General features: G+C 71.8%; 24 protein-coding genes. 12 read left to right on the plus strand and 12 right to left on the minus strand.

Annotated elements, in window-relative coordinates; all coding sequences use genetic code 11:
• The first annotated feature begins 49 nt into the window (after positions 1-49).
• Positions 50-1594 carry a hypothetical protein gene (locus ACFW9O_RS02610; protein ID WP_384605232.1) on the plus strand — a complete coding sequence of 515 codons (1545 nt, stop codon included), beginning with the start codon at positions 50-52 and terminating at the stop codon, positions 1592-1594.
• Between the two features lie 250 nt (positions 1595-1844).
• Positions 1845-2357 (plus strand): RDD family protein, encoded by a 513-nt coding sequence (locus tag ACFW9O_RS02615; protein WP_384604204.1) that lies wholly within the window; start codon positions 1845-1847, stop codon positions 2355-2357.
• Between the two features lie 49 nt (positions 2358-2406).
• Here the strand turns inward: ACFW9O_RS02615 and ACFW9O_RS02620 are convergent, their stop codons facing one another.
• The 4 genes from ACFW9O_RS02620 to ACFW9O_RS02635 all read right to left on the minus strand — a co-directional run bounded on the left by ACFW9O_RS02620 (position 2407) and on the right by ACFW9O_RS02635 (position 6602).
• Positions 2407-3090 (minus strand): ABC transporter ATP-binding protein, encoded by a 684-nt coding sequence (locus ACFW9O_RS02620; RefSeq protein ID WP_351179017.1) that lies wholly within the window; start codon positions 3088-3090, stop codon positions 2407-2409.
• 45 nt (positions 3091-3135) lie between these two features.
• The gene (locus ACFW9O_RS02625) at positions 3136-4599 is read right to left on the minus strand and encodes an ABC transporter permease (RefSeq protein WP_384604207.1); all 1464 of its coding nucleotides are present in this window, start codon (positions 4597-4599) and stop codon (positions 3136-3138) included.
• 155 nt (positions 4600-4754) lie between these two features.
• Positions 4755-6020 carry an Ig-like domain-containing protein gene (locus ACFW9O_RS02630; RefSeq protein WP_351182426.1) on the minus strand — a complete coding sequence of 422 codons (1266 nt, stop codon included), beginning with the start codon at positions 6018-6020 and terminating at the stop codon, positions 4755-4757.
• 180 nt (positions 6021-6200) lie between these two features.
• Positions 6201-6602, minus strand: a complete 402-nt coding sequence (locus ACFW9O_RS02635; protein ID WP_384604210.1) for a hypothetical protein — start codon at positions 6600-6602, stop codon at positions 6201-6203.
• Between the two features lie 108 nt (positions 6603-6710).
• Between ACFW9O_RS02635 and ACFW9O_RS02640 the strand changes: the two genes are divergently transcribed.
• Complete coding sequence (locus ACFW9O_RS02640) at positions 6711-7016, plus strand: hypothetical protein (RefSeq protein WP_384604213.1); 306 nt, start codon at positions 6711-6713, stop codon at positions 7014-7016.
• Between the two features lie 66 nt (positions 7017-7082).
• Here the strand turns inward: ACFW9O_RS02640 and hutH are convergent, their stop codons facing one another.
• From hutH to ACFW9O_RS02665, 5 genes are all read right to left on the minus strand, one after another.
• A complete protein-coding gene (gene hutH / locus ACFW9O_RS02645; protein ID WP_384604215.1) occupies positions 7083-8633 on the minus strand; it encodes a histidine ammonia-lyase in 1551 nt (516 codons plus the stop codon).
• Positions 8634-8691: 58 nt separating this feature from the next.
• Complete coding sequence (locus tag ACFW9O_RS02650) at positions 8692-9870, minus strand: GGDEF domain-containing protein (RefSeq protein WP_351181213.1); 1179 nt, start codon at positions 9868-9870, stop codon at positions 8692-8694.
• Positions 9871-9951: 81 nt separating this feature from the next.
• Positions 9952-10764, minus strand: a complete 813-nt coding sequence (locus tag ACFW9O_RS02655; RefSeq protein WP_351181210.1) for an enoyl-CoA hydratase-related protein — start codon at positions 10762-10764, stop codon at positions 9952-9954.
• 432 nt (positions 10765-11196) lie between these two features.
• A complete protein-coding gene (locus ACFW9O_RS02660; RefSeq protein ID WP_351181207.1) occupies positions 11197-12396 on the minus strand; it encodes an adenylate/guanylate cyclase domain-containing protein in 1200 nt (399 codons plus the stop codon).
• A 181-nt stretch (positions 12397-12577) separates the two neighbouring features.
• Positions 12578-13486 (minus strand): biotin--[acetyl-CoA-carboxylase] ligase, encoded by a 909-nt coding sequence (locus ACFW9O_RS02665; protein WP_384604218.1) that lies wholly within the window; start codon positions 13484-13486, stop codon positions 12578-12580.
• Positions 13487-13661: 175 nt separating this feature from the next.
• Here ACFW9O_RS02665 and ACFW9O_RS02670 point away from each other — a divergent pair, with 175 nt between their 5' ends.
• The 4 genes from ACFW9O_RS02670 to ACFW9O_RS02685 all read left to right on the plus strand — a co-directional run bounded on the left by ACFW9O_RS02670 (position 13662) and on the right by ACFW9O_RS02685 (position 16380).
• Positions 13662-15242: an acyl-CoA carboxylase subunit beta gene (locus ACFW9O_RS02670; protein ID WP_384604221.1), complete on the plus strand. Its 1581-nt coding sequence runs from the start codon at positions 13662-13664 to the stop codon at positions 15240-15242.
• A gap of 15 nt (positions 15243-15257) precedes the next feature.
• Positions 15258-15464: an acyl-CoA carboxylase epsilon subunit gene (locus tag ACFW9O_RS02675; RefSeq protein WP_351181198.1), complete on the plus strand. Its 207-nt coding sequence runs from the start codon at positions 15258-15260 to the stop codon at positions 15462-15464.
• 82 nt (positions 15465-15546) lie between these two features.
• Positions 15547-15675, plus strand: coding sequence for a morphogenic membrane protein MmpB (mmpB, locus tag ACFW9O_RS02680; RefSeq protein ID WP_099174806.1), 129 nt, complete (start codon positions 15547-15549; stop codon positions 15673-15675).
• Positions 15676-15768: 93 nt separating this feature from the next.
• Positions 15769-16380 (plus strand): Maf family protein, encoded by a 612-nt coding sequence (locus tag ACFW9O_RS02685; RefSeq protein ID WP_384604225.1) that lies wholly within the window; start codon positions 15769-15771, stop codon positions 16378-16380.
• Positions 16381-16392: 12 nt separating this feature from the next.
• Here ACFW9O_RS02685 and ACFW9O_RS02690 read toward each other — a convergent pair whose 3' ends face one another.
• Positions 16393-16902, minus strand: a complete 510-nt coding sequence (locus ACFW9O_RS02690; protein ID WP_384604228.1) for a hypothetical protein — start codon at positions 16900-16902, stop codon at positions 16393-16395.
• Between the two features lie 366 nt (positions 16903-17268).
• On the opposite strand from ACFW9O_RS02690, the gene ACFW9O_RS02695 reads away from it, so the two are divergent.
• Both ACFW9O_RS02695 and ACFW9O_RS02700 read left to right on the plus strand, forming a co-directional pair.
• Positions 17269-19023, plus strand: a complete 1755-nt coding sequence (locus ACFW9O_RS02695; protein WP_351179807.1) for a biotin carboxylase N-terminal domain-containing protein — start codon at positions 17269-17271, stop codon at positions 19021-19023.
• 107 nt (positions 19024-19130) lie between these two features.
• Complete coding sequence (locus ACFW9O_RS02700; protein WP_351179804.1) at positions 19131-19742, plus strand: helix-turn-helix domain-containing protein; 612 nt, start codon at positions 19131-19133, stop codon at positions 19740-19742.
• A 47-nt stretch (positions 19743-19789) separates the two neighbouring features.
• Here ACFW9O_RS02700 and ACFW9O_RS02705 read toward each other — a convergent pair whose 3' ends face one another.
• Both ACFW9O_RS02705 and ACFW9O_RS02710 read right to left on the minus strand, forming a co-directional pair.
• A complete protein-coding gene (locus ACFW9O_RS02705; RefSeq protein ID WP_384604232.1) occupies positions 19790-20761 on the minus strand; it encodes a DeoR/GlpR family DNA-binding transcription regulator in 972 nt (323 codons plus the stop codon).
• 210 nt (positions 20762-20971) lie between these two features.
• Positions 20972-22411: an NAD(P)H-quinone dehydrogenase gene (locus ACFW9O_RS02710; protein WP_384604235.1), complete on the minus strand. Its 1440-nt coding sequence runs from the start codon at positions 22409-22411 to the stop codon at positions 20972-20974.
• A 262-nt stretch (positions 22412-22673) separates the two neighbouring features.
• Here ACFW9O_RS02710 and ACFW9O_RS02715 point away from each other — a divergent pair, with 262 nt between their 5' ends.
• The 3 genes from ACFW9O_RS02715 to ACFW9O_RS02725 all read left to right on the plus strand — a co-directional run bounded on the left by ACFW9O_RS02715 (position 22674) and on the right by ACFW9O_RS02725 (position 25834).
• Positions 22674-23111, plus strand: coding sequence for a gamma-glutamylcyclotransferase (locus ACFW9O_RS02715; RefSeq protein WP_307125293.1), 438 nt, complete (start codon positions 22674-22676; stop codon positions 23109-23111).
• Between the two features lie 149 nt (positions 23112-23260).
• Positions 23261-24085, plus strand: a complete 825-nt coding sequence (locus ACFW9O_RS02720; RefSeq protein WP_329208018.1) for a purine-nucleoside phosphorylase — start codon at positions 23261-23263, stop codon at positions 24083-24085.
• Positions 24086-24193: 108 nt separating this feature from the next.
• Positions 24194-25834, plus strand: a complete 1641-nt coding sequence (locus tag ACFW9O_RS02725; protein WP_384604239.1) for a phospho-sugar mutase — start codon at positions 24194-24196, stop codon at positions 25832-25834.
• Positions 25835-25935: the final 101 nt, after the last annotated feature.

Raw genomic sequence — 25935 nt, forward strand, 5'->3', positions numbered from 1 at the left:
CGGCAGTTCGAGCCCGGGTCCGGTGGCCGGCCGGCGTACGGCGTGGCGGGTGCCGCTCGTGGCGACGCTGGCGGTCGTGCCGCTGTACGTGGTGTGGGCCGCGTTCCTGTCCACCGGCGGCGGGGACCTCGCGGCGCAGCTGGCGTGGGCGGACTTCGCGGGGCGCCATCCCTGGTCGGCGTACAACCTCTCCTGGTACGGCGGGATGCACACCGCCAGCTACAGCGTGCTCACCCCGCATCTGATGGCCGTCCTGGGTGTGCGGACCGTCTCCGTGGCGGCGGGACTGGGCGGGTCGTGGGCGCTGGGGCGGCTGTGCGCGCGCGGTGGGGCGCGGTGGCCGGTGGCGGCCGCGGTGCTGGGGTCGTTCGGTATCTGGTGCAACGTCGGCTCCGGGCGTACGACGTTCGCGCTGGGCGCGGCGATCGGACTGGCCGCGCTGGTGTGCGTGACGGGGCGCCCCGCCGTCGCCGGGGGGTGTGCCGCGCTGGCGACGGCGGCGAGTCCGGTGGCGGGGTTGTTCCTCGTGGTGGCGGGTGCGGCGTACGGGCTGGACGGGCAGGTGCGCAGGGCGCTCGCGCTGCTGGCCGCGCCGGTCGCGGTGGTCACGGCGACGACGGCGCTGTTCCCGTTCACGGGCGAGCAGCCCATGCGCGCGGACGCGCTGTGGATGCCGCTCGGAACGTGCGCGGCCGTGTGGTTCGCCGCGCCGCGCACGGGCGGCTGGCGGGTGGTCAGGTTCGGGGCCGCGGTGTACGCGCACGGGGTCGTCCTGACCTTCTGTGTCGCCTCGCCGGTCGGGACGAACGTGGAGCGGCTGGTGGGACTCGCCGGTCCGCCCGTGCTGCTCGCGGCACTGCTCGCGGGCGCCGGGGGCCGGGCGGTGGCGGTGCGGCGGGTGGGGACAGCGGTGCTCGCGACGGTCCTCGTGGTCAACACCGGCTGGGTGGTGAACAAGACCGACGACGATCTGGAGGTCTCCACCACCGTGCCTGCCTGGGCCGTGCACACCGACGGTGTCGTCGCCGCGCTGCACGCACTCGGCGCGGACCGCACCCGGGTGGAGGTCGTCCCGGCCCGCAACCACCGGGAGGCGGCCCTGCTCGCCGGGCACGTCACGATGGCGCGCGGCTGGAACCGCCAGCTGGACGTGGAGCGGGGCCGGCTGTTCTACGGGAGGACCCTGGCACCGGCGGCGTACCGCGGCTGGCTCGACCGGTGGGGCGTCGGGCTGGTGGTGCTGCACAGCGGTACGCCGGACAGTCCGGCCGAGGCGGAGGCGGCTCTCGTCCGGCGCGGCGCGGACTGGCTGGAACCGGTGTGGCAGGACACCTGGTGGCGGGTCTACCGGGTCCGCGGGGCGGCAGGGCCGGTGTCGGCGCCGGGCGAGGTGGTGCGCGGGGACGCGGCGTCGCTGGTGGTGCGGATGCCGGCGGCGGGATCGGTACGGGTACGGATCGCGTACTCGCCCTGGCTGCGGGCGAACGGCGGGGCGTGCGTGGGGCGGGACGGCGCGTGGACACGGCTCACGGTGCCTCGGGCCGGCGTGTACCGGCTCGATTCCGGCTACCGGTTGTCCGGGGGCGGCTGCTGACCGTGCTCGCGCGGACGCCCAACAAACATCGGTGGTAAGTCGGAGGTGCAGGAGAAGCTCCCGCCGGCTGACGATCGGTCATGATGCCGTCATGACATCACCACGGGGGACCCGGAAGGCTACCGGTAGTCAACAGCCTTATGGACAAAGGGTGTTGGGGGAAAGATGCCGCTCGCGCGACAGTGCGATGCCCCCTCCGCCGTACGGTCTGCTCCGACCACCGCCCTCCCTTCCGTCCGGCGCCGACGGCATGCGGCGCTATCTCGCGATCGCCCTCGACTGCTATCTCTGCCTGCTGGCGGCCGGATTACTGACCCGGCCGTACGTGCACGCCGCCGAGACGGGCCGGGCCGTGGTCCTGACCGCCCTGCCCGCCCTCGCGCTCTCCTTCGTCAACCAGGTGCTGCTGACGGCGGCCGTCCGGGCCAGCGCGGGCAAACTGATCATGGGGGTACGGGTGATCGGGCTGCCCGACGCCCGCCGGCCGGGGCTGGGGCAGCTGATCAGGCGCTGGCTGTACGGGCTGGCCCGGCTTCCGCTGCAGCCCTGGTACCGGCTGCGCCCCGCCCGGCCCGGCGCCCGACGGCCGGGTGTCCCACGGCCCGCGTACGGGCAGCCCGGGATCGCGCAGCCAGGGGTCCCGCAGCCCGAAGGCTCACGGCCCGGCAGCATGGCCGACGACGACGTGGCGGGGCTGCGCCAGGTGAGGCGCGGGGACCTGCGGACCTACCTCAGGTCCGTCGCCGCGCACGCGTCGGTGTGACGCGGCGCCTCCCACCCGTCGGGCGGGGAGCGCCGCGTACCCGCCGGCCTCAGGCCGCCGCGTTCTCCGTGACCGTCACCCTGCCCTTGCGGATGGTCGCCACCCGGGGCGCCTTGCGGGCGAGGGAACTGTCGTGGGTGACCATCACGAAGGTCAGCCCGTGCTCCTTCCACAGCCCGTCGAGCAGTTCCATGATCTCGTCGCGCATGGACTCGTCGAGGTTGCCCGTGGGTTCGTCGGCGAGCAGCACCTTGGGCCGCTTCACGAGCGCCCTGGCGATCGCGACGCGCTGCTGCTGGCCGCCGGACATCTCGCCCGGCAGATGGGTGGGACGGTCGCCGAGGCCGACGGAGTCGAGGGCTTCCGCGGCCCGTTCCCGGCGGGTCCTCGCGCCGAGTCCGAGGGGGACGAGCGCGGTCTCGACGTTCTCCTGGGCGGTGAGCGTCGGGATCAGGTTGAAGCTCTGGAAGACGAAGCCGATGGACTCCGCCCGCACCTTGGTGAGCCGGGACTCGGGCAGCTTCGCCAGGTCGACGCCGTCGAGTTCGATGGTGCCGGAGGTGGGTCTGTCCAGCCCGCCGAGCATCTGGAGGAGCGTGGACTTGCCTCCGCCGGTCGGACCCTGGATGACGAGCCTGCCGCCGTCCTCGATGGTCAGGTCGACGCCCGCGAGTGCGTCGACGGGGTTCTTGCCGCGCATGTAGCGCTTGGTGACGCCCTTGAGCTGGTACACGTGTGGACTCCTGCTGTACGTACGGAGGGGAGGGGCGGGGCGGCGTTACGCGACGCGGCGCAGGGCGTCGGCCGGGCGCAGCCTGGAGGCCCGCCAGCCGCCGAAGGCGCCCGCGATGAGGCCTCCCGCCACCGCCAGCGCGACGGCGGTCAGGATCGTGGTGAGGGAGACCGGGGCGGTCAGCGCGATGTCGAGGGTCTTGGCCGCGGTCTGGCGGCCGGGACCGCCGCCGCCCATCGGGCCGCCGCCGCCCATGCCGCCTCCGCCGCCCGAGGAGCCGAGCTGGGCGGTGAGGGTGGGGCTGATGGCGGTCACGGCGTACGCGCCGGCGAGCCCGACGGCGATGCCGAGGACACCGCCCATGAGGCCGTTGACGAGGGCCTCGCCGACGACCTGGCGGGTGACGCGTCCGCTCTTCCAGCCGAGCGCCTTGAGGGTGCCGAACTCCCGTACACGGCGGCTGACCGCCGAGGAGGTGAGCAGTCCGGCGACGAGGAAGGCGGCGACCAGGACGGCGATGGAGAGCCACTTGCCGACGCTGGAGGCGAGGTCGGAGGCGGTGGAGAGGGAACCCGAGACCGTGTCGGCGAGGTCGGCGGACGTGGTGACCGTTGTGCCGGTGATGTTCTTCTGGATGGCGGCCTTGACGGTGTCGATCGCCTGCGAGCCGGCGGCCTTGACGTAGACCGTGGTGATCTTGTCCTTGGAGTCGGCGAGCGTCTGCGCCTGCTTCAGCGGGACGTAGACGTTGGCGGCCGCATCGCCGCTGTCCGCCGTCGAGACTCCGACGATCGTGTACTTCGTGCCGGAGATCGTGACGGTCTTGTCGACCGCGAGCTTCTTCTCCTTGGCGTACGCGGCGTCGACGACCGCGACCTCGGCGTCGGTCTCGGTGGCCTTGAACGTACGGCCCTTGGTGATCTTGGAGGAGGTCAGCGGGCCGAGGTCCTGCTGGGTGACGTCGGTGCCGTACACGGTGAAGGAGTTGACGTCGAAGGAGGCGCCGCCGCCCTGGACCTCACCCTGCGGCTGGCCGCTGCCGCCGCCGCGGGGACCGCCCTGGGCCGCTGCCCCGTCCTCGGGGGACTGCTTGAACTCACCGCGCTTGAACTGGCCGTCGACCTTCATGACGGTCAGGCTCAGCCCGCCGACGGCGTCCGCGACGCCGTCCTGCTTGCCGACCTTGTCGACGGTGGTGGAGGCCAGTGTCTGGAAGCCCTGGACCATGACGCGGTCGGTGCTCTGGGTCGCGTCGTCGTCGTCCTTGGCGTCGAACTCGAACCGGGGCCGTTCGGTGCCGGAACCCGGGGCGGCGGCGGCCTTGGTCACCGTCATGTCCGTACCCAGGCCGTACAGCGACTGGAGGACCTTGTCCTGGGCCTTGCTCATGCCCGAGGAGACCGAGCTGACGATGATGACCAGCGCAATGCCGAGGGCGAGCCCCGAGGCGACGACGAGCGCCGCCTTTCTGCGGCGGCGCAGCTCGCGCCGGAGGTAGGTGAAGAACATGGCGCGAAGCTACGGAGCGGGTGTGATGAGGAGTTAAGGCTGCGATGAGAGCTGGATGAGAACGCCTGCGGGCCGCACACGCCGAAGGCGGCGGCACCCCGGGGGAATCCGGGGTGCCGCCGCCTTCGTACGGGGGAGGAGCGCGGTGGGGACGATCAGGCGGCGGGAGCCGTCCACTCCGCCCAGCTCATGTTCCAGCCGTTGAGCCCGTTGTCGGGGGCGATGGTCTTGTCCGGGGAGTTCTTGACGACGACCACGTCACCGATCATGGAGTTGTCGTAGAACCAGGCGGCCGGCACGTTGGGGTCGCCCGCGCCCTTCGTGTCGGACAGGCCGACGCAGCCGTGGCTGGTGTTGACGCTGCCGAAGATCGACTTGGCGCCCCAGTAGTTGCCGTGGATGAAGGTGCCCGACGTGGACAGCCGCATGGCGTGCGGCACGTCCTTGATGTCGTACTCGCCCTTGCCGTCGTCGTCGGTGAAGCCGACCGTCGAACCGTCCATGCGGGTCTCCTTGAACTTCTCGGAGATCACCATCTGGCCGTTGTACGTCGGGTTCTCCGAGGAACCGGCGGAGATCGGGATGGTCTTGACCGTCTGGCCGTCCCGGGTGACGGTCATCGTGTGCGCCTTGGCGTCCACGGTGGAGACCTGGTTGCGGCCGACCTTGAAGGTGACCGTCTTCTGCTGTACGCCGACGACGCCGTCGGCACCTTCGACGCCGTCGAGCGCCAGCTTCAGCGTGACGGTGGAGTTGCCCTGCCAGTAGCTCTCGGGGCGCAGGTCCAGGCGCTTCTCGTTGAACCAGTGGCCGACGACTTCCTGGCCGCTGCTCGACGTCACGGTGATGCCGTCCTGGACGGCCTTCTTGTTCGTGATCGCCTTGTTGAAGTTGATCGAGACGGGCATGCCGACGCCGACGGTGGAGCCGTCCTCGGGAGTGAAGTTCCCGATGAAGCTGTTCTCGGGTGAAACGGTGGTGAAGGAGCTGTTGGCGTGCGCCTCGCGGTCCTTGGAGTCGGTGGCCGTCGCGCTGATCTTGTACGTGGTCGAGCGTTCGAGCTGACCCGTCGGCTTCCAGCTGGAGCCGTCGGAGGCGAGCGTGCCCTCGACGGCCTCCCCGGCGGACGTGGTCATGGTGACTTCGGTGAGCTTGCCCTTGGCGACGGTGACCATGGCGGCGTTGTTGATGCTCGCGTTGGTGGCACCGTTCTTCGGCGCGATCGTTATCTGCGCCTCGGAGGCGTCCTTGGCCGCCGCCTCGTCCACCTCGGCCTGCGACGTCTTCGAGCTCTCGGCGCTGCCGCCCTTGCCACCGCCGTCGTCGCTACAGGCCGAAAGCACCAGCACGCCGCCGAGCAGTGCGGACGCGGCCATGAGGCCCCTGCGCCGCTTGCTGTCCGTCATCACACGCTTCTCCATCGTTGCCGAATTCCCCAAAATCCCCGACGGGGCCGCCGGACGGCGAACACCCGTCAATCCTCCAAGAACACCCTGACCGGGTCTTCCGTTCCTCATCAGCCGAAGATGTGGGGAACACCACTCATCGACGCACCGGCGGCAGCGGCGGTTCCCACTGCCCGGCCGGCGTGCCGAGCGGAGTCAGCGTTCCGTCCCGCCACCCTCTTCGTCGTCCGTCTCATTGTCCTCGATCCCGTAGTGGCCCTCGTCCTCGTCGTCCCCGCCGGCGGTCCAGTCGTCGGCGCCGGGGTCGTAGTCGATGGTCTCGCTGCTCCACGAGGCCTGGGCGAGCTCGACCCCGGGTACCTGGCTGACCAGGTCGAACGGGTCGATAAGTGACGCGAGCGCCTCCGCATCGTCTTCCCTGACCGTCGCCTCCGCATGCATGCGTTCTTCGGCGGAGTCCTCGGCGTCGGCGCCGGACGCCGCGTGATCGGCGGCGATGCTCTCGAGTGCGGTGCCGGTCAGGGCGTCCGCGTCAGTGATCTCCAGCACCATCTCCACGCGAAGCCGAACAAATGCGTTTGTCTCTGAAGTGCTCATACGCCGGAGCGTAAGGCTCCTGGGGCCCGCGACTTTCCTCCGACCCGCTGCTTTGCTTAGCATCGGCTCACGGGGCTAACTGATGGTTGTCGCAAGGGGATCGATTCTGTGTCCATCGCTCGTCGCACGCTGCTGACCACCACCGCGGCAGGCACCCTGCTCTGCGCTCTCTGGTTCGTCCCCTCCGCCAACGCGACGGACGGGGCAGTCCCGCGGAGCGGTTCCGCCGGCTCCTCCGCCCCTGGCCAACAGGCGTCCGGTGCGGGAGAGATCACCACGCAGGAGACGCTCGCCGATACCGGGGCAGGGGTCGACACCACCCCGTATCTGATCGGCGGGACGGCCTTCCTGTGCGCGGGAGCGGGATTCGTCGCGTATTCGGCACGCCGGGGCACCGTGAGCCCGGGCTTCTGACGTACGCGGAAGGGCCGCCGCACCCGTGGGTGCGGCGGCCCTTCCGTGCGTACGGGTCGTGCGGGGTCAGGCGAGCGGTCCGGTCACCTTCTCCGCGGTGGCGACGAGCTTCCCTTCCCGGACGAAGGCGTCGGCGGCCGCCAGGTCGGGCGAGAGGAAGCGGTCGGGGCCCGGCCCCTGGACACCGGCGGCCCGCAGCGCCTCGATGACGGCCAGCGAGGCGGGCGCGGGGGCCAGTCCCTCGGCGGCGCGCAGTTCGACGGCGCGCGTGGCCGCGTACAGCTCGACGGCGACGATCCGCGCGAGGTTGGTGACGGCGGTACGGAGCTTGCGCGCGGCCGACCAGCCCATGGAGACGTGGTCCTCCTGCATCGCGGAGGACGGGATGGAGTCGACGGACGCCGGGACCGCGAGCCGCTTCATCTCGCTGACCAGGGCGGCCTGCGTGTACTGGGCGATCATCAGCCCGGAGTCGACACCGGCGTCGTCGGCGAGGAACGGCGGCAGACCGTGCGAACGGTTCTTGTCCAGGAGCCGGTCGGTGCGCCGCTCGGTGATCGAGCCGAGGTCGGCGGCGACGATCGCCAGGAAGTCGAGTACGTACGCGACGGGCGCACCGTGGAAGTTGCCGTTGGACTCCACGCGGCCGTCCGGGAGCACGACGGGGTTGTCGACGGCGGAGGCCAGCTCACGGTCCGCGACGAGCCGCCCGTGCGTGAGGGTGTCGCGTCCCGCCCCGTTGACCTGGGGTGCGCAGCGTACGGAGTAGGCGTCCTGGACGCGGGGCGCGTCGTCCTGGTGGTGGCCGGTGAGGCCGGATCCGGCCAGCACCCGCAGCATGTTGTCGGCGGAGGCGCCCTGGCCCGGGTGGGGGCGGATGGCGTGGAGCTCCGGGGCGAGGACCTTCTCCGTGCCGAGGAGGCCTTCCAGGGAGAGCGCGGCGGTGATGTCCGCGGCGGTGTAGAGGTTCTTCAGGTCGGCGAGGGCCATGACGAGCATGCCGAGCATGCCGTCGGTGCCGTTGAGGAGGGCGAGGCCCTCCTTCTCGCGCAGTTCGACGGGCGTGATGCCGTGGGCGGCGAGGAGCTCGCCGGCGGGGCGCACGACGCCGTCGGGGCCCTCCGCGTCGCCCTCGCCCATGAGGGTCAGGGCGCAGTGCGAGAGCGGGGCCAGGTCGCCGGAGCAGCCGAGCGAGCCGTATTCGTGCACGACGGGGGTGATGCCCGCGTTGAGCACGTCCGCCATGGTCTGCGCGACCTGGGGGCGTACGCCGGTGTGCCCGGAAGCGAGCGTCTTCAGCCTCAGGAACATCAGCGCCCGCACGACCTCGCGCTCGACGTGGGGGCCCATGCCCGCCGCGTGCGAGCGCACGATGTTGCGCTGCAACTGCGCCCGGAGGTCCGGGCTGATGTGCCGGCTGGCGAGGGCGCCGAAGCCGGTGGAGACGCCGTAGACCGGCTCGGGCTTGGCGGCCAGCGCGTCGACGATCTCACGGGCGGCGGCGAGGGCGTCGACGGCGTCCTGCGAGAGCTCGACACGGGCGCCCCCGCGGGCCACCGCGATGACGTCCTCGGCGGTGGTACCGGACGTCCCCACCACGACTGTATGCATATCCATATTCAGAAGCCTACGGACTGAATCTCGACATGTCACTAGTGGTCGTGCGGTTGACCCCTTACCGATCCGGCATCCCGTTCCCGGGCGGCGGACTGCCGCGCAGCCGACGGCGGTCGTGCGGCGACTTGGGCGGGGAGTCGGCGAGCCGGATCACCTCGCCGTCCCGACCCGCCACCACCGGCCTCCGGGAATGCGCCGCCTTGGCCTGGTACTGGGCCGCGTCGGCGAGCCGGAAGAGCCGACGCGCGGAGCGTACGGGGCCGATCTCGTCGCCGGTCGAGGCGACCCCGCAGGCGACCCCGTTGCCGAGCTCCAGGGCCACGGCCCGCGCGCAGAGCTCCTCGGAGACCCGGACCACGTCGTCCGCCGTGGGCCCCACGGTCAGCAGGCAGAACTCGTCGCCGCCCAGCCGCGCCGCCAGAGCGCCGGGGAGCATCGCCCCGCAGAGCGAGAGCACGGAGCCGAAACGTTCCAGCAGGCGGTCGCCGACCGCGTGGCCATGGGTGTCGTTGACCGCCTTGAGGCCGTTCAGGTCACAGACGACCAGGCTCACCACGGCGCCCTCCGTACGATGCCGCTCCACCGCCTCGTCGAGCCGGAGGTCGACGGCACGGCGGTTGGCGAGTCCGGTCAGCGGGTCCGTGAAGGCCAGCTTGCGTACCTCCTCCAGGCGCTCGGTCTGGGCGATGCCCGCCGCGACGACGGCGGCCAGCACGGTGGCGAAGTCCGCGTCGTCCCGGTCGAACACCCGCGCACCGGCCGGACGCGCCACGTACAACTCGCCCCAGGCCCTCCCGTGCAGCACGATCGGCGCCACCACGCAGCAGCCCCGCCCGCGCCGACGCAGAGCCGCGACCCGCTGGTGGCAGTACGGGCGGGCGCCCCGGGCCGGAGCTCCCGCGGCCGGGCTGCCGTCGGCGGTCTCCACCCAGGCGTCCGGCTCACCGCCGCCCGCCCAGCGCTCGTGCAGGAACTCGGTGATCTCCGGGAACTGGTGCACGGGGTAGGCCTCCTCGTCGGGGAACTCGTCCTCCCCGTCGGCCCGCTCCCCCGCGTTCACCAGCACCCGCAACCGGCCCCGGTCGCGCTCCCAGACGGAAAGGGCCGCGAAGCTGCCGCCCAGCGCCTCGCACGCCCCCAGCGCCGCGGCCCGCCAGGACTCGCGCGAGGTGTAGGCCGCCGCCATCGTCTGCGCCAGCGAAACCACGGCGCGCAGCCGCACATCATCACCGCCCATCACCACAGCTTAGGGAGGTTTGTGATGATTTGATCAGTTGGCAGCGCGGATGATCTTCAGCGCGCCCGCCGGGCGCTGCCGTCACTCACCCGGCCAGTTCGGCTTCCGCTTCTCGTTGAACGCGGCCACGCCCTCGGCCCGGTCCCCGGAGAAGGCCACCGACCGCCAGGCCGCGTCCTCCACCTCGAGCCCCGCCCGCAGGTCCAGCCCCTGGCCGAGCCTCAGGGCCCGCTTCGCGGCGCGCAGCCCCACCGGGGAGTTGACGGCGATCCGGCCGCCGAGCGCCAGCGCCTCGTCCCGGTCCAGACCCGCGTCGACCAGCTCGTCCACCAGCCCCAGCTCACGCGCCTCCACCGCCTCCACCCGCCGCGCGGAGAAGACCAGCTCGGCCGCGCGCGCAGCGCCGACCCTGCGGGGCAGCAGCTGCGTACCGCCACCGCCGGGAATGACGCCGACGGACACCTCGGGCAGTCCGACCACAGCGGTGCGGTCGGCCACGATCACATCGCAGGCCAGCGCGAGCTCGAAGCCGCCCCCGAGGGCGAAGCCGTGTACGGCGGCCACGGTCGGCATCGGCAGTTCGAGCACACCGGTATACGCGGCCCTCGCGGTGGGCCGCTGCCGCACCAGCTCGGCGTCCGTGAAGGAGTTCCGCTCCTTGAGGTCCGCGCCCACGCAGAAGGCCCGCTCATGGCTGGAGGTGAGCACGGTGACGCGCACCCCCTGGTCGGCGCCGAGCGCCTCGCAGGCGGCCCCGATCGAACGAGCCATGTCGGTGGACACCGCGTTCATCGCCTTGGGCCGGTCGAGCACGAGCTCGGCCACGTGCTCCTGACCTTCGTGCCGCCGCACGACGACGAACTCCCCGAACCGCTGCTCCGACGTGACGGTCATGACTGCACCCCTCCGGTTAACGAGCGTTACCGGGGGGATCCTAGGCGGCCGGACCGCAACACCCCAGCCCACCGGGCCGCCTCCCCGGCGACCCCAGACTTCCGACGCACGCGTGCACGCGCGGAACCCACCCCGGCAACCCCCGGCCCGCCCGGCGATCGAGGGCACCTCGGAGCCCACCCCGGCAACCCCCGTCCCGCCCGACGCTCCAGGGCACCTTCGAAGCCCACCCCCGCCACCCTCAGCCCGCCCGGCGATTGAGGGCACCTTCGAAGCCCACCCCGGCCATTTCAAGCCCGCCCGGCGATTGAGGGCATCCTTCAAGCCCGTCCGGCGATTGAGGACCGGGGCCCCGGGGGCGGAGCCCACGGTTTCGGGAAGGGGCGGGTAGGGGACAGGCCCGCCGCAGGCGCCACCCGCACCCCCACCGCGTCAGGACGCCGGCTTGCCCCGCCGCGCCAGCAGCCACGGCTCCACGACACCCAGCCCCCGCACAGGCCGCTGCCACATCGGCTGCAGCCCGAAGCGGTACGTCGGCAGCGGCGGCTCGTCCTCCACAGGCCGGCCCTCCTTCTCGGCCAGCCGCGCCCGCTCGGCCGCGGCCGCGACCACCTCGGCCGCCTGGGCCTCGGAGGCGGGGGCGTCACCGGTCCGCGTGAGCTCCTGGGCGAACGCGCTGTCGACCAGCACGGCGTCCTTCGGCGCTATCGAGGTCAGCCGGCTGGCCAGATTCACCGTCGTTCCGAACACATCGCCCATCCGGGTGGTGACCGTGCCGAACGCGATGCCCACCCGCAGTGCGGGCATCGTGGTGTCCTGAGCCATCGCCTCGACCAGCCGGAGCGCTATCTCGCCCGCCGTGCCCGCGTCGTCCGCGGCGAAGAGGACCTCGTCGCCCAGCGTCTTGATCAGGCGTCCGCCATGGGCGGCGACCAGGTCGGCGGAGGTCGTCTCGAAGGCCTCGACGAGCTCGCCGAGCTCCTCCTCCTCCAGCCGCCGGGTCAGCCGCGTGAAGCCGACCAGGTCGGCGAAGCCCACCGCGAGCCGGCGGTCGACCATCTCCTCGTCGTCCGCGGCCTGCACGACCCGGCCGGTGGCGGCGGCCAGCTGGCGCCGCCACACGTACACGAGGAATTCCTGCAGCTCGGGCAGGAGAAGCTCGACCAGCGGATACGTGACCTCGGTACGGGTCATACCGGGCTCGGGGGGCTCGGTCAGCCCTTCCAGGAAGGAGTCGATCTGCCACTCCGCGAGCCGCGCGGTCGTCTGCCCGGTCGACCGGGCCACCTGGATCGCCATCGGCTCGCTGAGCAGCCCGGCCTCCACGAGGCCGGCCAGGCGCCGCAGCGCCAGCACGTCCGCCTCGGTGAGCGCCTTGGCCTGCCCGATGTCGGCGAAGCCCATGGCACGCCAGAACCGGGACGCCAGGTCCATGGAGACCCCGGCGGTCCTGGCCGCCTGGAACGGCGTGTAGCGCCGGTCGGCCCCCAGGATCAGCTGTTCCAGCCTGATCGCGAGAGGGTCGTCGGTCGGTTCGGCCGTGTGGTCGACTTCGTGATGCGGTGTCGCGTGGACCGAGGATCCCGGCGGGGGCTCCGTGCCCGCGCCTGAGTTCGTGTCGTCGACGGTCACCGGCCGCCTCCTGCCCGTTCCCTGCGCACTGCCCTGCCGATCTGTCGCTGGATCGCCTCAACGATACGGCAGATGTGCCCCAGCTCACGTCCCCGGTTGACCGGTTCGGGTGCGTCATGAGAGACATCGTCCGCAATCGCCCGTGCCGTCCGCGCCGTACGTACGCCGACGCCGGCCCGGTTCAGGTCAGCCCGCCCTCCGCTCCGCGCAGATGGACGATGTCACCGGCGGAAACCGGCTCCTGGAGTCCGTCCCCGGTGGCCAGCACCAGCCGCCCGTCACCATCGATCGCGACGGCCTCGCCGACGACGGACCGGTCACCGGGCAGCTCCGCCCGCACCGTGCGGTCCAGGGTGGCGCAGCCCGCCGCGTACGCGGCCTGCAGGCCGCTCTCGGCGGCGTCGCCCTTCGCTTCGCGCCACCGGCCGTACCACTCCTCCAGTGAGCGCAGGACGGCCCGCAGCAGCGTCTCCCGGTCGGTCGACACCGCCCCGGCGAGCGCCAGCGAACCCGCCTGGGGGGCGGGCAGCTCGGCCGCGCGCAGGGAGACGTTGAGCCCGATACCGATGACGACGCCGTCCCCGGCCCGCTCGGCGAGGATGCCGCCGGTCTTGCGCTCCGCGCCGGACTGGGTCCCGGTCTCCCCGGGGCGGGTGCCGGAGCCCGTGGGAATGGTCACCAGGAGGTCGTTGGGCCATTTCAGTGCCATGTCGACGCCGGCCGACTGCGCGAGACCCGTCGCGGTCGCCACACCGGCGAGCAGCGGCAGCCAGCCCCACCGCTCGGGGGGCACGTCACCGGGGGTCAGGTAGACCGAGAAGAACAGCCCCGATCGGGGCGGCGCGGTCCAGCTCCGGTCCAGCCTCCCGCGGCCCGCGGTCTGCTCCTCGGCGACCAGCACGGTGCCCTCGGCCAGTCCGGAGGCGGCCCGTGCCGCGAGGTCGGAGTTGGTGGAGCCGGTCGTCGCGACGATGTCGAGCGAGGTCCACAGGCCGCCCGGTCTCAGCAGTCCGCGGCGCAGCGCGGCCTCGTTCAGGGGCGGTCTGTCGAGGTCCGACCAGCGGTTGTGTGGCGCATCCGGAGGTGTCATGCAACCCACATTAGGTGTGGGCAACGACGCACTGCCGAACCGTATGCGCGCCGATACGCTACGGATCAGTAGCCAACACCAGCCGACGAGCCTGTAGCCGTCGAGCACTTTTCGGTCCAGCACCTTTACTGGATGTACCAGCCGTCCCCGTGACCAGGCAGGGAGCCGCCACCCGATGTCCGAGCCGCAGAGCGACATCCACACGACCGCGGGCAAGATCGCGGATCTGCAGCGCCGTATTGACGAGGCCACGCACGCAGGTTCCGCACGCGCCGTCGAAAAGCAGCACGCCAAGGGCAAGTTGACCGCCCGTGAGCGCGTCGAGCTCCTGCTCGACGAAGGCTCCTTCGTGGAGCTCGACGAGTTCGCCCGGCACCGGTCGACGAACTTCGGCATCGAGAAGAACCGCCCCTACGGCGACGGCGTCGTCACCGGCTACGGCACCGTCGACGGCCGCCCCGTCTGCGTGTACTCGCAGGACTTCACGATCTTCGGCGGCTCGCTCGGCGAGGTCTACGGCGAGAAGATCGTGAAGGTCATGGACTTCGCGATGAAGACCGGCTGCCCGGTCATCGGCATCAACGACGGCGGCGGCGCCCGCATCCAGGAGGGCGTGGCCGCCCTCGGCCTGTTCGCCGAGATCTTCCGCCGCAACGTGCACGCCTCGGGCGTCGTACCGCAGATCTCCCTGATCGTGGGACCCTGCGCGGGCGGCGCGGTCTACTCCCCCGCGATCACCGACTTCACGGTCATGGTCGACCAGACGTCGCACATGTTCATCACCGGACCCGACGTCATCAAGACCGTCACCGGCGAGGACGTCGGATTCGAGGAGCTGGGCGGCGCCCGCACCCACAACACCACCTCCGGTGTCGCCCACCACATGGCGGGCGACGAGAAGGACGCCATCGAGTACGTCAAGTCCCTTCTGTCCTACCTCCCGTCGAACAACCTCTCGGAGGCCCCGGCCTTCCCCGAGGAAGCCGACCTGGAGACCACGGACGAGGACCGCGAGCTCGACACCCTCATCCCGGACTCGGCGAACCAGCCCTACGACATGCACACCGCCATCGAGCACGTGCTGGACGAGGGCGAGTTCCTGGAGACCCAGGCCCTGTTCGCACCGAACATCATCACGGGCTTCGGCCGCATCGAGGGCTATCCCGTCGGCATCGTCGCCAACCAGCCGATGCAGTTCGCCGGCTGTCTGGACATCAACGCCAGCGAAAAGGCCGCACGCTTCGTCCGCACCTGCGACGCGTTCAACGTGCCGGTCCTGACCTTCGTGGACGTCCCCGGCTTCCTGCCCGGCGTCGACCAGGAGTACGGCGGCATCATCCGCCGCGGCGCCAAGCTGATCTACGCCTACGCCGAAGCGACCGTCCCGCTGATCACCGTCATCACGCGCAAGGCCTTCGGCGGCGCGTACGACGTCATGGGCTCCAAGCACCTGGGCGCCGACCTGAACCTGGCCTGGCCCACCGCCCAGATCGCCGTGATGGGCGCGCAGGGCGCGGTGAACATCCTGCACCGCCGCACCATCGCCGCCGCCGACGACCCGGACGCCACCCGCGCCGAGCTCATGGCCGACTACGAGGACGCCCTCCTCAACCCGTACGTCGCCGCCGAACGCGGCTACGTCGACGCCGTCATCATGCCCTCCGACACCCGTGCCCACCTCGTCAAGGGCCTGCGCCAGCTCCGCACCAAGCGCGAGTCACTGCCCCCGAAGAAGCACGGGAACATCCCCCTCTAGGCACCGGGAGCCACCATGATCAAGGTCGTACGGGGCAATCCCACCCCGGAGGAACTGGCTGCCGCGCTGGCGGTCGTCCGGGCGCGTGCCGCCGCGGGTGCCGTGCTGCCGTCCGGCGATCCCATGCCGCCCGAGCAGTGGTCCGACCCGGGCCGTGTCGCACGGCGCGGGGCGCTGCGGCCGGGCCCGCGGTCCTGGGCCCGGACGTACTGGCCCGTCTGACGGGAGCGCTGAGTCGCACGGTCGCGGCGCCTGAGTACGCGTACTCAGGCGCCGCAGCCGTCCCCGGGCCACCATCGGAACCATGTTGTGGTCCGACCCCGAGAACAAGCCGCCGAAGGAACTGCGCGACGCCCAGGACATGATGCGGCGCGCGGGGCTTCTGCTCGCCCTGGCCATGGTCGTCGCGATGTTCGTCCTGGGCACCCGCTGAGTCCCCGTCACGAGGGACCGGTCCGGGCTGCGGGACCGAGCCCGTGTCACAGGGGCCGAGTCCGGGTCACGAGGGCGCCGGGGCCCTTCTACGATGGCCGCTATGACTGATCAGCGCCGCCTCGTGCTCGCCTCCGCCTCCCCCGCCCGTCTCGGCCTGCTGCGCCAGGCGGGCTTCGCCCCCGAGGTGATCGTCAGCGGCGTGGACGAGGACGCGCTCTCGGCCCCGACACCGGCCGAGCTGGCGCTCGTGCTGGCCGAGGCGAAGGCCTCCGCCGTCGCGTCCCGTCCCGAAGCCTCCGGCGCGCTGGTCATCGGCTGCGACTCCGTCCTCGAGCTGGACGGTGAGGCGCTCGGCAAGCCCGCCGACGGCGAGGAGGCCACCGCACGCTGGAAGGCCATGCGCGGCCGTTCCGGCGTCCTGCAGACCGGGCACAGTGTGATCGACACGGCGACCGGCCGTACGGCGTCGGCGACCGCGTCCACCGTCGTGAGGTTCGGCGAGCCGACCGACGCCGAGGTGGCCGCCTACGTCGCTTCCGGCGAGCCGCTCCATGTCGCGGGCGCGTTCACCCTGGACGGCCGCTCCGCGCCCTTCGTCGACTCGATCGAGGGCGACCACGGCAATGTCATCGGGCTCTCGCTGCCCCTGCTGCGCCGGCTGCTCGGCGAACTCGGCATCTCCGTGACCGAGTTGTGGGTCTGAGCGGACCCTGCTTCACGCCGGCGCGGGCGCCCCTTCTCCGGCGCCGCTCCCGCTGGTGCCGGTCTCTCCTGTGCCGTTCCCGCCGACGCCGGTCTCCCCTGCGCCGGTCTCCTTCTCGTCGCCGGCCGGCTCACGGCGTCCGTACGCCACCAGGGTCAGCACGATCAGTCCCAGGACGACCATCATGAAAGCGAACGCGGTCCAGCCGACCAGTCCCACCACCACGGCGCCCAGCACACCGTGCACGACCGCGCACCCGATGAGGGCGATCCTGGCGATCCGGCCCGGCGCGCGGTCACGGATCCCGGCCAGCAGCGGGATCAGACCGCACGCCACCAGCAGGAGCCCGGAGAAGCCGCCCATCACCCATGTGCCGGTGGACATCACGTCCGGGTCCATGCCCGCCAGGGACATCTTCTGATTGTCGACGACCGTCGCGAGGATGCCGTTGATGAGCACGATGCCCGCGGCTTCCCCGAACAGAACGATCGCGGTTATGACGGCCACTGATCTGCGCACCACGGCGCCCACCCCCTGTTACCTGTAGTACTGCGATACAGCGCGGACCCTACTAACCGGTAATCCTTCGGACAAGGGGTCGCGCAGTCCTCGCGCCTCCTCGTACGTTCAGCAAAGATTCCTTCGGCCGTTCGTAGGGTGTCCACAAAGAAACACCACGTGTGGCTGACCGTACGGACAGAGACTTGGACCACACCTCGTGGCTACTGTGCGGTGAAGGATCGCGGCGTACCGTGGTGCGACAAGGGATTTCGCGACTCGAGCAAGCCTCGAATCACACTCCGTGTGGGCAAGTTCACCTTTGGGGACGGGTCGTACGGCCGTGTCGGTAGTCCCTAAACTCAGCTTGTTCTCAAGGAGGGAGTCATCGTGCGCAAGGTGCTCATCGCCAACCGTGGCGAAATCGCTGTCCGCGTTGCTCGGGCTTGCCAGGATGCCGGAATCGCGAGCGTAGCCGTCTACGCCGATCCGGACCGGGATGCTCTGCATGTCCGCGCGGCAGACGAGGCGTTCGCCCTGGGCGGTGACACCCCGGCCGCCAGCTACCTGGACATGGGCAAGGTCCTCCAGGCGGCCAAGGACTCCGGGGCCGACGCGATCCACCCCGGCTACGGCTTCCTCTCGGAGAACGCCGAGTTCGCCCAGGCCGTCCTGGACGCGGGCCTGACCTGGATCGGCCCGCCGCCGCAGGCGATCCGCGACCTCGGTGACAAGGTCGCCGCCCGGCACATCGCCCAGCGGGCCGGCGCGCCGCTGGTGGCCGGCACCCCCGACCCGGTCTCCGGATCGGCCGAGGTCGTCGCGTTCGCCGAGCAGAACGGCCTGCCCATCGCGATCAAGGCCGCCTTCGGCGGCGGCGGACGCGGTCTGAAGGTCGCCCGCACCCTCGAGGAGATCCCGGAGCTGTACGACTCCGCGGTCCGCGAGGCCGTCGCCGCCTTCGGCCGCGGCGAGTGCTTCGTCGAGCGCTACCTCGACAAGCCCCGCCACGTGGAGACCCAGTGCCTGGCCGACTCCCACGGCAACGTGGTCGTCGTCTCCACCCGTGACTGCTCGCTGCAGCGCCGCCACCAGAAGCTCGTCGAGGAAGCCCCCGCGCCGTTCCTCTCCGAGGCGCAGAACGCGGAGCTGTACGCCGCGTCCAAGGCGATCCTCAAGGAAGCCGGCTACGTCGGCGCCGGCACGGTCGAGTTCCTCGTCGGCACGGACGGCACCATCTCCTTCCTCGAGGTCAACACCCGCCTCCAGGTCGAGCACCCGGTCACCGAAGAGGTCACCGGCCTCGACCTCGTCCGCGAGATGTTCCGCATCGCCGACGGCGAGGAGCTCGGCTACGGCGACCCCGCCGTGCGCGGTCACTCCTTCGAGTTCCGGATCAACGGCGAGGACCCGGGCCGCGGCTTCCTGCCCGCCCCCGGCACCGTCACCGCCTTCAACCCGCCCTCGGGTCCCGGCGTCCGCCTCGACGCGGGCGTCGAGTCCGGCAGCGTCATCGGACCCGCCTGGGACTCCCTGCTCGCCAAGCTGATCGTGACCGGCGCGACGCGTGAGCAGGCACTCCAGCGCGCGGCCCGCGCCCTGCGCGAGTTCACCGTCGAGGGCATGGCCACCGCCATCCCCTTCCACCGTGCCGTCGTCGTCGACCCGGCGTTCACCGCCGACCCGTTCCGCGTCCACACCCGGTGGATCGAGACGGAGTTCGTCAACGACATCCCCGCCTTCGCCGTTCCCGCCGACACCGAAGCGGACGAGGAGTCTGGCCGCGAGACCGTCGTCGTCGAGGTCGGCGGCAAGCGCCTCGAGGTCTCCCTGCCCTCCTCGCTCGGCATGAGCCTGGCCCGCACCGGCCTCGCCGCCGGCGCCAAGCCCAAGCGCCGCGCCGCGAAGAAGGCCGGCTCCGCCGCCTCCGGCGACACCCTCGCCTCTCCGATGCAGGGCACCATCGTCAAGATCGCCGTCGAGGAGGGCCAGGAAGTCAAGGAAGGCGACCTCATCGTCGTCCTCGAAGCGATGAAGATGGAACAGCCCCTCAACGCCCACCGCTCCGGCACCGTCAAGGGCCTGTCCGCCGAGGTCGGAAGTTCCATCTCCTCCGGCGCCCCCATCTGCGAGATCAAGGACTGAGCGCTCTTCTCCCCCCGAGGGCCCGGCCGCTGTCGACGACGTACCCGACAGCGGCCGGGCCCTCGGTGGCATCCTGGACGCAGGGCGGAGACCAGGAGGACAGCGCGATGGCGATGAGCACGGCACGGACACCGGACCGGCCGATGCGCGCCGACGCGCGCCGCAACTACGAGCGGCTGGTCGGCGAGGCCCGCACGTCCTTCGCCGAGCACGGTACGGATGCCTCGCTCGAGGACATCGCCCGGCAGGCGGAGGTCGGCATCGGCACGCTGTACCGGCACTTCCCGAACCGGCACGCGCTGATGAACGCGGTGTTCCAGGAGGCCCTTGCCTCACTGCTCGCCCGCTCCCACGAGCTGGCGGAGGCGGAGCAGCCGTGCAGCGCGCTGGTGGAGTGGCTGGGCGCGATCGTCACCCATGCCGGTGAGTACCGCGGCCTGGCGCAGGCACTCATGTCGGCGTCGGGGGACACGACTTCCGCTCTGGCGCAGTGCAATGTGCCCCTGCGTCAGGCGGGGGCGCGACTGCTGGCGCGGGCCCAGGCGAGCGGTTCGGTGCGGGCGGACGTCTCGATCGACGATCTGCTGCAGCTGACGAACGCGATCGCGCTGGCGGCCGAGCAGACTCCGTCGGATCCGGGCCTGGCCGACCGCCTCCTGATGTTGACGCTCCAGGGCCTGAAGAGCGGGACATCCGCACCTGGCCCACGGGGCGACTGAGACCGTCCCCCTGCCCCTGATCCGGGTGGAGAGGAAGCGCCGCCCCGCTACCGGCGCCGCAGGTCCGCCACCCGGGCACGCTCGCCCGACCCCTGCTCGGCCAGCGCCGCCGCGCTCCGCAACTGCGGTGGTCCCAGCCCCGAGTGGCCCCCCGGCTGGGTGCGGCGCTGACCCGGGAGCGGCATGTCCCGCCGGGGCCGGTGGCCCGGACCGCTCTCACCACCGGAGGACTCCGCCTCGGGTCCCGCGACCGTGATCTCCACGCCCTGGTCCGCCAGAGCCTGCAGCTCGGTGGCGGCACGCTCGTCGTGGACCGGTGGTTCGTCGGTCACCAGCCGGGTGATCAGCTCCGTGGGCACCGTCTGGAACATGGTGTCGGAGCCGAGCTTGGTGTGGTCCGCGAGGACCACCACCTCCGCCGCCGCCTGCACCAGCGCCCGGTCGACGCTCGCCGAGAGCATGTTGGACGTGGACAGCCCGCGCTCGGCGGTCAGCCCGCTCCCGGACAGGAACGCGCGGGACACCCGCAGCCCCTGGAGGGACTGCTCGGCACCGCTGCCCACGAGCGCGTAGTTACTCCCGCGCAACGTGCCACCGGTCATCACCACTTCCACCCGGTTGGCATGGGCCAACGCCTGGGCGACGAGCAGCGAGTTGGTGACCACGGTCAGACCGGGAACACGCGCGAGCCGGCGGGCCAGCTCCTGCGTGGTCGTGCCGGCGCCGACCACGATGGCCTCGCCTTCACCGACGAGGCCGGCGGCCAGGTCGGCAATAGCTGTTTTTTCCGCGGTGGAGAGATGGGATTTCTGCGGAAAGCCGGACTCCCGCGTAAAACCGCCCGGCAAAACCGCACCGCCATGCCGGCGGTCGAGGAGTCCTTCTGCCTCCAGTGCCCGCACGTCCCGCCGTACGGTCACTTCGGAGGTCTGGACGACGCGGGCGAGCTCACGGAGCGATACCGCCCCGTTGGCGCGCACCATTTCGAGGATCAACTGACGACGTTCTGCAGCGAACACGGAACTGACAGTAACCTGGCCGTGGGTTGCTTTTCAGCAGTTTGCGCCGAATAAGAGAAGTTGTACACGCACAGGGCCCCCTAGTGGTATAGGGGGCCCTGTTGTTGTTCTTGAGTTGTCCGGGAGGTGCCCGGGAGATGCACAAACGCCCTGTCAGGACGCCGGGGAGGCCGGGCTCCGCCGGTTCGGCGGCAGCCCTCCGGCTCCTGCCTACGCCTCGCCCGCCCGCTTACGGGTGTGCAACTGCCGGGCGACTTCCGCGATCGATCCGGACAGGGACGGGTACACGGTGAACGCGTTCGCGATCTGTTCCACTGTCAGATTGTTGTCGACCGCGATCGAGATCGGATGAATCAGCTCGCTGGCCCTGGGCGCGACGACACAGCCGCCGACCACGATGCCGGTGCCCGGCCGGCAGAAGATCTTGACGAAGCCGTCCCGGATGCCCTGCATCTTGGCGCGCGGGTTGCGCAGCAGGGGCAGCTTCACGACGCGGGCGTCTATCTTGCCGGAGTCGACATCGGCCTGGCTGTATCCGACCGTGGCGATCTCGGGGTCGGTGAAGACGTTGGAGGAGACCGTCTTCAGGTCCAGCGGAGCCACCGCGTCCCCGAGGAAGTGGTACATCGCGATCCGGCCCTGCATCGCGGCGACGGAGGCCAGCGCGAAGATGCCGGTGACGTCGCCGGCCGCGTACACGCCGGGGGCGCTCGTGCGGGAGACGCGGTCGGTCCGGATGTGGCCGGACTCCTTGAGCAGGACCCCGGACTCCTCCAGGCCCATCCCCGCGGTGTTGGGGATCGCGCCGACGGCCATCAGGCAGTGCGTACCGGAGATGACGCGGCCGTCGGCCAGCGTGACCTCGACGCGGTCTCCGACGCGCTTCGCGGACTGGGCCCGGGAGCGGGCCATGACGTTCATGCCGCGGCGCCGGAACACGTCCTCCAGGACGGCCGCGGCGTCCGGGTCCTCGCCCGGGAGAACCCGGTCGCGGGACGAGACGAGGGTGACGCGGGAGCCGAGCGCCTGGTAGGCGCCGGCGAACTCGGCGCCGGTCACACCGGAGCCGACCACGATGAGCTCCTCGGGGAGCTCGTCCAGGTCGTAGACCTGGGTCCAGTTCAGGATGCGCTCGCCGTCGGGCAGGGCGTCCGGGATCTCCCGGGGGTGGGCACCCGTCGCGATCAGGACGGCGTCGGCCGTGAGGCGCTCCTCGGTGCCGTCGGCCGCGGTCACCACGACCTGGCGGGAGCCGTCGGCGGCCTGGAGGCCCTCGAGGCGGCCGCGGCCGCGCATGACCCTGGCACCGGCGCGGGTGACGGAGGCGGTGATGTCGTGGGACTGGGCGAGCGCGAGGCGCTTGACCCGTCGGTTGACCTTGCCCAGGTCGACACCGACCACGCGCGCCGCCTGCTCTATGTGCGGCGTGTCGTCGGCGACGATGATGCCGAGTTCCTCGTACGAGGAGTCGAAGGTGGTCATCACCTCGGCCGTCGCGATCAGGGTCTTCGAAGGTACGCAGTCGGTGAGTACCGACGCGCCGCCGAGGCCGTCGCAGTCGACGACGGTCACCTCGGCGCCGAGCTGGGCGCCCACCAGTGCCGCCTCGTAGCCGCCGGGGCCGCCGCCGATGATCACGATCCGGGTCACGAAAAGTCCGCCTCGCGTGGTGTCTTCCCGCGGCCGTCTGCCGCCCCGGCCGGGGGTCCGGGGGATCGCCCCGGGGAATGCAGTACGTAATTCATTGTCCCGCACGCGCCAAGGTGCTTCGCCCCGGGGCCCTCCATACGGGGACGGGGCCGATCGGGCCACGGCCTCCGGACCCGATGGGACCGCCCCGGGCGACGCCCCGGCCGGGGGGTTCCTCACAGGAAACGGCACGCGCCCCGCCACCTCCCGTACCCTCGACCCCATGTCGCTCTACGCCGCGTACGCCGGCAACCTCGACGCGCGGCTGATGACGCGCCGCGCTCCGCATTCCCCGCTGCGCGGCACCGGCTGGCTCAACGGCTGGCGGCTGACGTTCGGCGGGGAGCAGATGGGCTGGGAGGGCGCGCTCGCCACGGTCGTGGAGGCGCCCCGTTCCCAGGTCTTCGTCGCGCTGTACGACCTGGCGCCGATGGACGAGGACTCCATGGACCGCTGGGAGGGTGTCGGCCTCGACATCTACCGGCGGATGCGGGTGCGCGTGCACACCCTGGACGGCGAGGAGCCGGCCTGGATGTACGTGCTGAACGGCTACGAGGGCGGGCTGCCGTCCGCCCGCTACCTGGGCGAGGTGGCCGACGCCGCCGAGTCCGCGGGCGCGCCGCACGACTATGTGATGGGTCTGCGCAAGCACCCCTGCTGAGCCCTCGCGGAACCCGTGCCGGTCCCCTGCCGGACCGCGCCCCGGACGGCGCTCCCGCACCGCTTTCGTACGAAAGTACGAGCACGACAGGCCAGACTCTGAACCTGCGCATCTACGCGCGTAGGGATTCACCGGTTACCCTCATCCGCGTGAACGCATCTGTTATTCCGGACCACATCCAGGGCGACCCCCACGTCGCCGCAGCCGACGCCGCCGCCCGCCTGCGCGAGCTCACCGGTGCCGAGACCCATGACGTCGCCCTCGTGATGGGCTCCGGGTGGGCCCCCGCAGGCGATGCGCTCGGCGCGCCGGAGGCCGAGTTCCCCGTGACCGCGCTGCCCGGGTTCCCGGCGCCCGCGGTGGAGGGGCACGGCGGCACGATCCGCTCGTACCGGATCGGCGAGAAGCGCGCCCTGGTCTTCCTCGGCCGCACGCACTACTACGAGGGCCGCGGCGTCGCCGCCGTCGCCCACGGCGTCCGTACGGCCGTCGCCGCGGGCTGCAAGACCATCGTCCTGACGAACGGCTGCGGCGGTCTCCGCGAGGGCATGCGCCCCGGACAGCCCGTGCTCATCAGCGACCACATCAACCTCACGGCGGCGTCGCCGATCATCGGCGCCAACTTCGTCGACCTGACCGACCTGTACTCGCCGCGGCTGCGCGCGCTGTGCAAGGAGATCGACGAGACGCTCGAAGAGGGCGTGTACGTGCAGTTCCCCGGCCCGCACTACGAGACTCCTGCCGAGATCAACATGGTGCGCGTGATGGGCGGCGACCTCGTCGGCATGTCCACCGTGCTGGAGGCCATCGCGGCACGTGAGGCGGGCGCGGAGGTGCTGGGGATCTCCCTGGTCACGAATCTCGCCGCCGGCCTGAGCGGCGAGCCCCTGAACCACGAAGAGGTCCTCCAGGCCGGCCGGGACTCCGCCGCCCGGATGGGTTCGCTGCTGGCCCGGGTCCTCGACCGGATCTGAGCAGGATCAGCCTCGCCGGCGTCCGGGGCGCGGTGGTCGGGGGTGGAGCCCCCGCAGCGCAGCGGCCCGCCCCGGCCCACACAACAGCACCGCAGAAAGGCGGACACCGTGCAGCAGGACCTCATCACGCAGGCCAGGACCTGGCTCGCCGAGGACCCGGACCCCGAGACCCGCGCGGAGCTCGCCGGACTCGTCGACGCCGGGGACCTGGCCGCGCTCGCCGACCGGTTCGCGGGCACCCTGCAGTTCGGCACGGCCGGCCTGCGCGGTGAGCTCGGCGCGGGCCCGATGCGGATGAACCGGTCCGTCGTCATCCGCGCCGCCGCCGGCCTCGCCGCGTATCTGACGGCCCAGGGGCAGGCCGGCGGACTCGTCGTCATCGGCTACGACGCCCGTTATAAGTCGGCCGACTTCGCCCGCGACACCGCGGCCGTGATGACCGGAGCGGGCCTGCGCGCCGCCGTGCTCCCCCGCCCGCTGCCCACCCCCGTCCTCGCGTACGCCATAAGGCATCTGGGCGCCGTGGCGGGCGTGGAGGTCACCGCCAGCCACAATCCGCCGCGCGACAACGGCTACAAGGTCTACCTCGGCGACGGCTCGCAGATCGTGCCGCCGGCCGACGCCGGGATCGCCGCCGCGATCGCGGCGGTCGGCCCGCTGGAGACCGTGCCGCGCCCCGGCGACGGCTGGCAGACCCTCGGCGACGAGGTCCTGGACGCCTACCTCGCCCGTACGGACACCGTCCTGGGTGCCGGCTCCCCCCGCACCGCGCGCACCGTCCACACGGCCCTGCACGGCGTCGGCACCTCCGTCCTCACGGCCGCCTTCGCACGGGCCGGTTTCCCCGCGCCCGTGCTCGTCGCCGAGCAGGCGGAGCCCGACCCGGCGTTCCCCACCGTGGCCTTCCCCAATCCGGAGGAGCCCGGCGCCATGGATCTCGCCTTCGCGACCGCGCGCCGTACGGATCCGGACATCATCATCGCCAACGACCCGGACGCCGACCGCTGCGCCGTCGCCGTGCCGGACGCGTCCACGGACGGCGGCTGGCGGATGCTGCGCGGCGACGAGGTGGGCGCGCTGCTGGCGGCACACCTGGTGGACCGGGGCGTCACGGGCGTGTTCGCCGAGTCGATCGTGTCCTCGTCGCTGCTGGGCCGGATCGCGGAGAAGGCCGGGCTCGGGTACGAGGAGACGCTGACGGGCTTCAAGTGGATCGCCCGCGTCGACGGTCTGCGCTACGGGTACGAGGAGGCGCTGGGCTACTGCGTGGACCCGGACGGGGTCCGCGACAAGGACGGCATCACCGCCGCGCTGCTGATCGCCGAACTGACCTCCGTGCTGAAGGAGAAGGGCCGCACCCTCCTCGACCTGCTCGACGACCTCGCGCTCGCACACGGCCTGCACGCCACGGACCAGCTGTCGGTCCGGGTCGAGGACCTGACGGTCATCGCGGACGCCATGCGCCGCCTGCGGGAGAACCCCCCGACCGCGCTGGCCGGCCTCCCCGTCACCTCGGCCGAGGACCTGTCCCGGGGTACGGAGCAGCTGCCGCCCACGGACGGTCTGCGCTACCACCTGACGGGCGCGCGGGTCATCGTCCGCCCGAGCGGCACCGAGCCGAAGCTCAAGTGCTACCTGGAGGTCGTGGTGCCGGTCGCCTCGGCCGACGAGCTCCCGGCCTCCCGGGAACGGGCCGCGGAGCTGCTCGACGGCATCAAGCGCGACCTGGCTGCCGCCGCCGGCATCTGAGGGGGCGGGCCCCGCCTGCCTGCCGTGGGGGGGCGGGCCCCCCCCCGGCGGCCCGCCGCAGCCCCCCGCCCCCCCGCGGCCGGGACGACACGGGCGCCCCA

Source organism: Streptomyces sp. NPDC059499 (genome assembly GCF_042749285.1).
In the GTDB taxonomy this organism is placed as follows: Bacteria; Actinomycetota; Actinomycetes; order Streptomycetales; family Streptomycetaceae; genus Streptomyces.